The 9,593-nt window shown below is 35.2% G+C and carries 5 protein-coding genes and 2 tRNA genes; 4 read left to right on the top strand and 3 right to left on the bottom strand.

From position 1 onward, the window contains the following. Nucleotides 1–985 precede the first annotated feature (985 nt). From csx28 to HMPREF9144_RS05120, 3 genes are all read right to left on the bottom strand, one after another. Complete coding sequence (gene csx28 / locus HMPREF9144_RS05110; protein WP_006044832.1) at nucleotides 986–1,591, bottom strand: type VI-B CRISPR accessory protein Csx28; 606 nt, start codon at nucleotides 1,589–1,591, stop codon at nucleotides 986–988. A gap of 4 nt (nucleotides 1,592–1,595) precedes the next feature. Beyond that, nucleotides 1,596–4,973 carry a type VI-B CRISPR-associated RNA-guided ribonuclease Cas13b gene (gene cas13b, locus HMPREF9144_RS05115; protein WP_006044833.1) on the bottom strand — a complete coding sequence of 1,126 codons (3,378 nt, stop codon included), beginning with the start codon at nucleotides 4,971–4,973 and terminating at the stop codon, nucleotides 1,596–1,598. Between the two features lie 424 nt (nucleotides 4,974–5,397). After that, nucleotides 5,398–7,704 carry a TonB-dependent receptor family protein gene (locus HMPREF9144_RS05120; RefSeq protein WP_006044834.1) on the bottom strand — a complete coding sequence of 769 codons (2,307 nt, stop codon included), beginning with the start codon at nucleotides 7,702–7,704 and terminating at the stop codon, nucleotides 5,398–5,400. A gap of 262 nt (nucleotides 7,705–7,966) precedes the next feature. On the opposite strand from HMPREF9144_RS05120, the gene HMPREF9144_RS05125 reads away from it, so the two are divergent. From HMPREF9144_RS05125 to HMPREF9144_RS05140, 4 genes are all read left to right on the top strand, one after another. Further along, nucleotides 7,967–8,039 (top strand) — tRNA-Thr (locus HMPREF9144_RS05125). A gap of 62 nt (nucleotides 8,040–8,101) precedes the next feature. Continuing rightward, a tRNA-Gly gene (locus HMPREF9144_RS05130) sits at nucleotides 8,102–8,172 on the top strand. A gap of 161 nt (nucleotides 8,173–8,333) precedes the next feature. After that, nucleotides 8,334–8,678 (top strand): ISAon1 family transposase N-terminal region protein, encoded by a 345-nt coding sequence (locus tag HMPREF9144_RS05135; protein ID WP_006044835.1) that lies wholly within the window; start codon nucleotides 8,334–8,336, stop codon nucleotides 8,676–8,678. A gap of 61 nt (nucleotides 8,679–8,739) precedes the next feature. Beyond that, on the top strand, nucleotides 8,740–9,593 hold an 854-nt coding region (locus HMPREF9144_RS05140), incomplete at its 3' end, for an ISAon1 family transposase (RefSeq protein ID WP_442512529.1).

The raw sequence follows: 9,593 nt of genomic DNA on the forward strand, positions 1-9,593 counted from the left end.
TTTATAAGGGTAGACTAAATAGCAGCGCAAGAATGCCTATTTTACGACACAAAACTGCCTCTTTTGAATTTCAAAAGAGGCGGTTTTGTATTATGTATATTCTGTACTTTCTCATGAAAAAACAGATTTCACAATAAACTGATAACGAAATAATTATCAACAGTTTTGCTTGTGAAAACTATTTCCACTTTTCTTGCCTTTTTCTCTCCTTAAAAGACATGTTTCCCAATTTATTTTTACCCTCCACATTCTGTACACTTACTTGTTAATAAGTTGTTTTTACCTTTCAAACAGAAGGCAGATACAACCATTTTTATTCTCAAAAACGAAATGGTCTAGTTGTTTTTACCTTTCAAACAGAAGGCAGATACAACCATTTTTATTCTCAAAAACGAAATGGTCTAGTTGTTTTTACCTTTCAAACAGAAGGCAGATACAACATAAAGTTAAAAAGAATGAAGTTTATTATAGTTGTTTTTACCTTTCAAACAGAGGCAGATGCAACACAATGTAAGTTTATAAAACTCTTAAGAGGTTGTTTTTACCTTTCAAACAGCAGGCAGATGCAACACAATGTAAGTTTATAAAACTCTTAAGAGGTTGTTTTTACCTTTCAAACAGCAGGCAGATGCAACACAATGTAAGTTTATAAAACTCTTAAGAGGTTGTTTTTACCTTGCAAACAGCAGGCAGATGCAACTTAAAAATTAAAAAAATGGGAATAACAAAGTTGTTTTTACCTTGCAAACAGCAGGCAGATGCAACCAAAAAGACAACTAAAAAAAAGTGTTGAAAGTTGTTTTTACCTTGCAAACAGCAGGCAGATGCAACTAACTAAAGTACTTGAATAATTTACTATAGTTGTTTTTACCTTGCAAACAGCAGGCAGATGCAACAGTTAAACAAATAAAAAATTTTAATTATGGTTGTTTTTACCTTGCAAACAGCAGGCAGATGCCACGCACCTAACCTAACTGTTTGATTCTTATATGTTTTGTTTCTTTCTTTTCCACCAGTATTTTTTTCCTTTCTTATTATGGTTATATAAATTTCGTTGTTGTAAATCTATATCTTTTCTGATTTGTATTGAGAGGCTCTGGTTAATTTCTATCATTTCCTTTACAACCTCTCGATTATGTATCATTATCTTCTCATCAGGGTTGTTCTTTTCAGCAAGCAAAAGTTTATGAACAAGGGTTCTATATTTAAATATCAGCGACATAACCTCTTTTGATAGATAGATGCCATTGCCTTTGTTGTATACCTCTTCGGTTAGCTCTTTGAAGAATTGGCGTATATTGGCTTGTCTGAAGTAATAAGTTTTCTCTCCGCCATCCTTAGGCTGTTCCCACACCAGTATGCAGTCGTCATTTTCTGTGTCTGTGGTAAACCTAAGCAATTTATAAATGCTTTGGTGTGCCTTCAGTATAGCTTCATAGTGCGCACGTTTAATGTTCTCAATACTCTCTTCACGTAGCTTCTTGATAGCATTGCGATACGTTCGGTAGCCTGCAAAAATGATAGTTGCCGAGCTAAATAAGGAAGTAATTAAAGCAATAATCATATCTTGTAATATTGATGTACAGTCCATAATCTTATTCTTTAGTTTCTATTGGCTTTTCTATTTCTATTATTTTTTCTATCGTTTTGTGGGTTTTATCCTTCAGCTGATTGGCAATACCAAGTCCCTTTTCTTCAGAAGTATTAGCAGAAGAAAGGCTGAATGGATTAATATTTGCGAATGCTATTCTATTGCGCATTGGGTATTGGTTGTGCGAAAAGGCATTCCGTACGGCAATAAGGAGGTCTACGTCGTTCTGGAAACTTGCTTTGTCTGGCTCGTCTTTGAGTTTCAACCAACCAGTAAGCATATTGTGGAAGTTGTCGGTGTCCAAGCTATTGTATTTGTCTATCAGCGTTTCTTCTAACGCCAACATATCTTTGATAATTTCGATTCTTGCTTTTTGATACTCTCCAAGTTCATATTCTACACGTGATTTGCTGATAGTATTACTCTTCGATTCTGCTTTAGAATGAGTTTTAACGAACGAGAATAGACCACCCAATCTGCGGTCTCTTTCCAAAGCTTTGAAGTTGCCTTGTTTTAAGAGTTTAGTTCCTTTTTCTTCAATGTAAACGGTAAAAAAAGTATTCCTTCTTATCTTCTTCTTTTTGTTCTTAGAGAAGTTTTCTCTCCCATATACTTTAATAGGTAATCGCATTGGCATTATCCTATTCAGAATATTATTCTTTTCCTTTATAATCTTTTCTTCTCCGTTCTTTTCTTCTGTATTTTTTTCTTTTTTTGTTGTATTTGTATTAATATTCTTTAAATATATTTTTTCGACGTTTAGTTCCTTTATCTTCTTTTTATTAAACAGCTCCATACACAACAGCCACGTTACGATGTCTTGGTTTCGCACAAGTCGTAGCTCCCGTTCAAACTTATTCCAAGACTGAAATTCAAGATAAGAAGGGTTTTCTTCTTTTTCCTTGTCCGTCATCTTCTTGAACTCGTCTTTCTTTTTACGCAATAGTTCTCTACGTTCCTCACAATTTAAGAAATTCTTTTCATCGGGTTTGTTTATGTTACCAACGTTAAAAAGATAGTTGTAAAAAGGCTGTACGCTGTCCTTATATTCTTCACTGAAGAACAAAGGAATTACTTTTGCAACCAAGCCAACTCTTTTTAACTCGGCTACTGTTATGTTTTTCCGATGCTCCATAAACCATTTCCTTATGGGTTCTGTAAAGATTCCACGTGGCAGATTAAAGCCGTTCTTCCACCCTTGCACCAATGTTTCGCAGTTGGTCTTTGGTTCTTTAAGCATAAGGAAGTATTGGTTCTTCTCCCAATCTTCTGGCTTTAGACTTTCAAGAAAGTTTTTCTTTGCTTCCAAATAGCTGCGATAGAAAGACAAGATATTGTTGCACTTTTCCCACTCGGTATTGTTCAAGAATGGGTGAGGGTTGCTACTCTCTATGAGGTTTACTTGTCTGAAGTAACGAGTAGGTTTTTCTTCCTTGTTGTAAAGCGCAAGCGAGCGTTGCAGCATCTGATATTCTGTGCTGTTGGCTTTACTGTTGTTCAGTGGATTGCCCTCATTGTCTTTTTGTACAGGCTGGAAACGCATCATATCGTTTACCAACCAGCTGGCAATCTCGCCAGATTTCAATGAGCTATTCTTTCTTTCAACGTTTTCTATCTCTTCATTTATTTGATTATCAAGAGATTCAAGGCTCTTTTGGACATCAGCTAACATTTCTTCTTGCTTGCGTTTCGCCTCTGTTGCCATATCTTTATGCTCGCTTTTCAATATGGCAATCATCTGTTTGGGCAGATGTCCTATTTCAATATCTTTGCCTTTACAGTATTCTTCTAACTTGTCTATGCTGTTTATCTTACCATTGGCAAAAGCATCGTAAAGGGCATATATTTCTGTTATTTTATTCTCAATGATTTCTTCTATCTTATGTTTTTCCTGTTTATCGTTTTTATTTTCTTTCTTCTTTGTTTCTATTTCATTGTCATTATCAGTGTTTTCCGTCTTTAACAACAGATAGTAGAACATCATTGGCAATAGCTCGTGTACACTTAGGAAAGCCTCTGCTTGGAATGATTTATCAAGTTTATACTTACTTTTTTCATTCTTTTCGCTATTTGTTTTGAGCGATGGCCAAATTTTATCGTTATCATTCCTAAATCTAATGCCTATCTTTTGGTTCTCCAAATGATAATGCGGTGTGGTTTCTGGGATATACGGCTCTTTTGAAGTTTCGAAAGAGTTGAAAGTCTTTACAAATTTTCTCCATTCATCGGGGCGATTCTGCTTGGTAAATTCTTGTATGCGTTCAAAACCATACAGCTTATGCGTAAGATGATGGCTTTCTTTATAATCACCGATTTGTTTCTTATAAATGGAGAAGTGATAGGTGCCCAAGTCTATTTGGAAACGAAGATTTGTGAATATCTCGTTATAGTCGAAATAGCGCAATGCAAAGTAAGGGAAACGGTCTTGGTGCCTTACCAAGGCGTTTTTGAAAGGCTCTTGCTCTGCATCGTAGTCTTCGTCTGCGATTTCGATGGGGACTCTGAACTTTTTTCTGTCCTCTTCTCGCAGGCGTTCGTACAGCGATTTGGGGCAACGTATCAGCTCGTTGAGCATATCGAGCAATATCCAGTCTTGTGTTTGTGTGCTTTGCAATCGTAGTTTTGGCAAGAGCATTCGGCTCCTGCAAAATACTTCATTGGTCATTTTCTGATATGACTCGTTACTGCATTTAAAGCCTTCAAGTTTTTTCTGTACCCATATTGCATCTTTCTTTTCAAGGAATAAGGAAACGAAGAAGAGCAAACCGCTTTCAGTTATGTTTCCTTCGTTATCTGCAAAAGAGTATTTGAATTGTCCTTTTCTGTCAAGATGCTTGAAGTCTTCTTCAGTTTTTATATCTGTATTATGTTTATAATCTTCTTTTACTAACTGGATACTTGCATCAAAGATATTATACATCTTCTCTTGTAAATCTTCCTCAAACTTTGGCCTTTCTAAAGATTTAGAATGCTTGTAGTGGGAATAATGATTTCTTAGGTCTCGAAGTTTATATATAAAAACAAAAAAAGACTTTTTCAGACTTTCAAGAGATTGGGCTTCGGCTTGTTTCTCTTCTTTTTGTTTTGTGGTATCGGCAGAGTTTCGTTGATATGTTGTAACTTCCAAGAATGGGAAATGTTTTATTATCAGTTTGCTTAGTCGGTCTTTCTTGTTAATATCTTTAATTTCGTTCCAACTCTTCTCAAGGGTATTTTCGTATCCGTCACGGTTGATTTCACCTTCTCCCAGTATCTTGTTAATATGGTTCACTGTAATATAGACATTGTGGCGTGCCAAATTAAGGAACGCCGCCCAAAAATGCTTATCATCCTTGTTATAAGTTGATACTACGGGTGTTTTTCCTTTTTCTTCTTCTTTCATTTTCACTATATGATTTATTAGTTCTTATTTCTTTTTCTAAAATCTTATTAACTCTTGAGCAATAATAGATTGTTCAGAGTTTTACACAATTGTTACATTTGCTAATCTTCGTAGAGTAAAAATCGTACAACTGATATGGCAAAGATACAAATAAAATAAGAGAAACTGAAAGATAATCCCGCTAAAACAGTGGTATTTGCGACTTCCTAATGTAAAAACAGCCTCTTTCTATTTGTAGAAGAGACTGTTTAACTAGTATTGTTAGTAAGAATGTAATGAGCTTCTTATGGAACTTTGTTGTGCACTTACTGAATAGTACCTTAGTTCAACAATAAATCAAATTATGAACTGTGATCTTGCTGTATACGAATATAGTGATTTATTAATTCAGTGAACATTAATTAGAATTATTTTTGATGACTATCTATAATCTGTCTTTCTCGTTATTACCAGCACCTTTTCCTTTATATTTAGATTTAATGGTGTTGAAACTATAAGTTAATGTACACTCAATAGAACGAGTATTAAAAAACTTTGCCATCTCAATTTCTCGAACTCCACTATAAAGTGTGAAACAATTTTTGCGAGCACTATTAAATATGTCGTTAATCATTAGCTTCATTTTCCAATTTTTCCCCAATTGTTTCATTAAGCCTGCATTAATTTGCCAAGTCTGCGCCATATCCATATTCTCTGCATTGCCTTTACTGCGCCAACTAAGATCAGCACTCAGCATACAAGTTGGTGTTAAAGAAATAATATTATTGAATTTAACAATGCCGATAACTCGATTGAAAGACTTTGTTTCTCCTTTATACATTTCTTTATAGAATGGAACAAACATTCCTACCATTAAAGCTGGATAATAACGTTTGAATTGTGGCGATACTTGCAATCCTAATTGTAATTCTGTCATTTTGTATTCAGAATTCATATTTTTAAATAAAGTAGCATTACCGTTACCATAATCGAGTGCAGATGTAATTATCTTATCTGTTGTGTGTGCATAATTAAGCATAAGCATTACCCAGCTATATTGTATATTGCACGAGATATTATCAACGTATGATGGACGAAGATTTGGATTACCACTTTGATAAAGATATTTATTTACATACGATACTCTTCCTCCAAGTTGCGAATACAAAGGACGATTATATTTCTTAGTATAACTCAACTGTACCATTCCTCTGTTTATTGGCATCATCATCATTATTGTTGGAAAGAGTTTATTGTAAACACGAGATTGTTCTTCTATTTTTTGTTTGTTTTCATAGTAATTACTGTTTATATGTTCATAACGAACACCAATTTGGAAGCCTATCTTACCCAGTCGTTGCATCATTTCTAAATATACGGCTGTGTTCATTTCTTTTATTAATAGATTATTAGAAGGAAGAACATTCTCTATATTCACAAAATTTTCATCACGATGGCTGTCAGATATTTCAGTTCCTAAATTTATTTGCCCTTTCAAAAAGGGGTGAGATAAATGGAACTCGCCAGCTAACATACGAGAAGAAATCTTATCCGTAGAAGTTATCGTCCGATTGCTTATATTAAGATGCGTCTCGTTAATATTCTCATTCCCTTTTGCATACTTCCATAATACATCAAAGGTAGTGTTTAAAGTCCATTTACCTATCTGATTGGTGTAATATGCATCTACATTATGTGTAGTTATTTTGGCATTATTGTAGTCCACTACATTGTTTTCATCGTTCAAAATATTGTTTATCCACGATTGTGTATTATATAACGAACAAAAATCCTTTGGATTATGAGAAACTTTATAGAACAATCCAAAAGCGTGAACAGGCGAAATGGTATAATTAAATCCTAATCTGCTATCATACAGTTTAGAAGTTTCTTTCTGGCTCATATCAACATTCTGTGTATATTGCGACGCGAGCCATGTATTCTGCAAATTGTTACTACTTCCTTTCGTTTTCTTCCTTGAATATTCCAAATCGGCAAAGATATCGAGCTTATCACGACGATAATTTGCATTGATTATCTCTGAACCATTCAGATAATCACAATAGCTTAATTTCGTGGTGCTATCAAAAGCAAGACCTTCACCGGGTGCTCTTTCAGCCGTAATACGTATCACAGCATTGACAGTTGCATTATAACGAGCACCGGGATTCATAACAACTTCCACCTTTTTAATTTTATTTGATTTAAGTTGTTCTAACAAATTATCATTATTAACCTTTCTTCCATTAATATACACTAAGGGCTTTCCTTTTCCGAATACAGCTATGCCTTTTGCAGTAGTTATAATTCCTGGTAGATGTCCTAAAACATCGTTGGCATTACCCACGTTCTCAAGAATGGTTCCTTTTATGGAAGTAACCAAAGCGTCGCCTTCTATACGTGTTATAGGTCTGCACAATGCAACTTCAACTCCTTCTAAGTTTGTTATTGCTGACGAAAGTATTACAGATAAGGGGGTGTTAGGCTTTGCATTTATTATTTGGTCGTTATATCCAATTCGAGAAATCTTTAATAACCCTTTTGATACATTTAAAAGATTGAACTTTCCATCTTCATCTGTCGTTACTCCTGTAACAAACGATGAATCGTTAGCATTAAGTAAGGCTACATTTGCAAAAGATATAGGTTGCTGTTTATTATCAACAATCTTACCATAATAATTTTCTTGTGCCTGTATAGAAAGAGTTAATATACATAGAATGGCTGTAATAAATAAATTTCTTTTTCTCATTACTGTTATTTTGAATAATTATTTTGGTTGCAAAAATAAATAAAAAAATACAAACTCTATTATCTCATAATAATATTATTATTGAAAGTAAAAAATAATGTTGTACATTTATCTATATAGCGTAATTGAAAAATAAAATAGCAGGTTTATAATAGAAAGCAACCAAAGTATTGTTAAACAGAATATTGTTTTAATAGCAAGTAAAAATATCTACAAATATTTTGATTTCTCCTTTTTTGTATGTATCTTTGCATTCGCTTTTGCCGATATGGCTCAGTTGGTAGAGCAACGCATTCGTAATGCGTAGGTCCCCGGTTCGAGTCCGGGTATCGGCTCTTTAATAGAGATACTACAAAGGCTACTTTTATAATAATAGAGTTATTATAAATACATACAAGCGGAATTAGCACATCGGTAGTGCACGGGCTTCCCAAGCCTGGGAGGCGGGTTCGATTCCCGTATTCCGCTCACATTTCCAATTTCAGTTTCATTTCTAATATATAAAAAGTCAGAAAGAATTAGCTTCTTTCCGACTCTAATTGCTTTGTATTTTGGGTCAGTCCTAAAACCCAGTTGCAAGCCTATACTCTTAAGCACATAATTTCATAAGTATTTATTACCTTTGCATCATGAAGAGTCACCAATTATTACGTTGCATCTTTCCAGATGTACTTGCCGACTACTTTGATGTGGTCGATATTCAAGAGAATGTTACCCAGTTTGATTTTTGGCTTGACGAGCGTAACTTTATGGAAAAGTCAGACCATAAGCTAGGCACCGTAAGCAGTTATGGTTTTACCAGCGAGCGTGTTATTCAGGACTTCCCCCTTCGTGGCAAAGCAGTTTACCTCCATGTTCGGCGTCGCAAGTGGCGTGACAGTTCCAACGGAGAGATATTTACTTATTCATATGATGATTTGACGGCTGAGGGCAGTAAACTATCCCCCGAGTTCGTTTCTTTTTTAAAAGAATAGAATTGAGTCTACTGCAGAGAGCATCGCAAGCATCGGTGCTCACTATGGCGTAAATGGCAAGCTGTTATCCACACAGTACAAGGAACATTTCAGTGATTATCGTAGCTGGGATCAGTTGGATCATGCTCAAGACTGGCTATTGTTTGAAGATAACATAGGAGAGAGTCTAAGTATTGATGAAACCTGTCTAAGCAGTGGCGAGGTTTATACTTTTCTGACCAACAAGGCGGGAAAGGGCAGAAAAGGGACTTTGGTAGCTGTGGTTAAAGGGACTAAGGCAGAGGACGTTATTCAGGTTCTCAAGAAGATAGACCTTTCTAAACGAAATACTGTCAAGGAGATAACACTCGATTTATCATCTTCTATGATGCGCATAGCCCGCTCTGTTTTTCCCAAAGCACTTATTACCAATGATAGATTTCATGTGCAGAAACTATATTATGATGCTCTGGATGACATGCGTATCGCTTACCGATGGATGGCAAGAGATAAAGAGAATGAGGAGATAAAAGAAGCTAAAAGTAAGGGTAAGGAATATATACCATTTAGATACAGCAATGGGGACACGCGTAAGCAGTTGCTCGCCAGAGCAAAGTTCATATTGACCAAGCACAAGACCAAGTGGACTGAAACACAGAAAGGTAGGGCACAAATCATCTTTGAACATTATCCGACACTGAAAAAGGCATATGATTTGGCTATGAAACTTACTGATATTTATAACATCAAGAGCATTAAGGATGCTGCAAGGCTGAAGTTGGCAAAATGGTTTAATGAGGTTGAAGAGCTGGGAGTAGACAATTTCTACACAGTGATTGACACGTTTGAAAATCATTATCAAACCATACTCAATTTCTTTGTAAACAGAGCAACGAATGCAAATGCCGAGTCATTCAATGCTAAAGTTAAGGCTTT

The organism is Prevotella pallens ATCC 700821, from assembly GCF_000220255.1.
Classification (GTDB): Bacteria; Bacteroidota; Bacteroidia; order Bacteroidales; family Bacteroidaceae; genus Prevotella; species Prevotella pallens.

Bases quoted from the DNA above. Each gene is read 5' to 3' on its own strand.
- HMPREF9144_RS05120 (WP_006044834.1), bottom strand. From the start codon at position 7,704: ATGAGAAAAAGAAATTTATTTATTACAGCCATTCTATGTATATTAACT.
- csx28 (WP_006044832.1), bottom strand. From the start codon at position 1,591: ATGGACTGTACATCAATATTACAAGATATGATTATTGCTTTAATTACT.
- cas13b (WP_006044833.1), bottom strand. From the start codon at position 4,973: ATGAAAGAAGAAGAAAAAGGAAAAACACCCGTAGTATCAACTTATAAC.
- HMPREF9144_RS05135 (WP_006044835.1), top strand. From the start codon at position 8,334: ATGAAGAGTCACCAATTATTACGTTGCATCTTTCCAGATGTACTTGCC.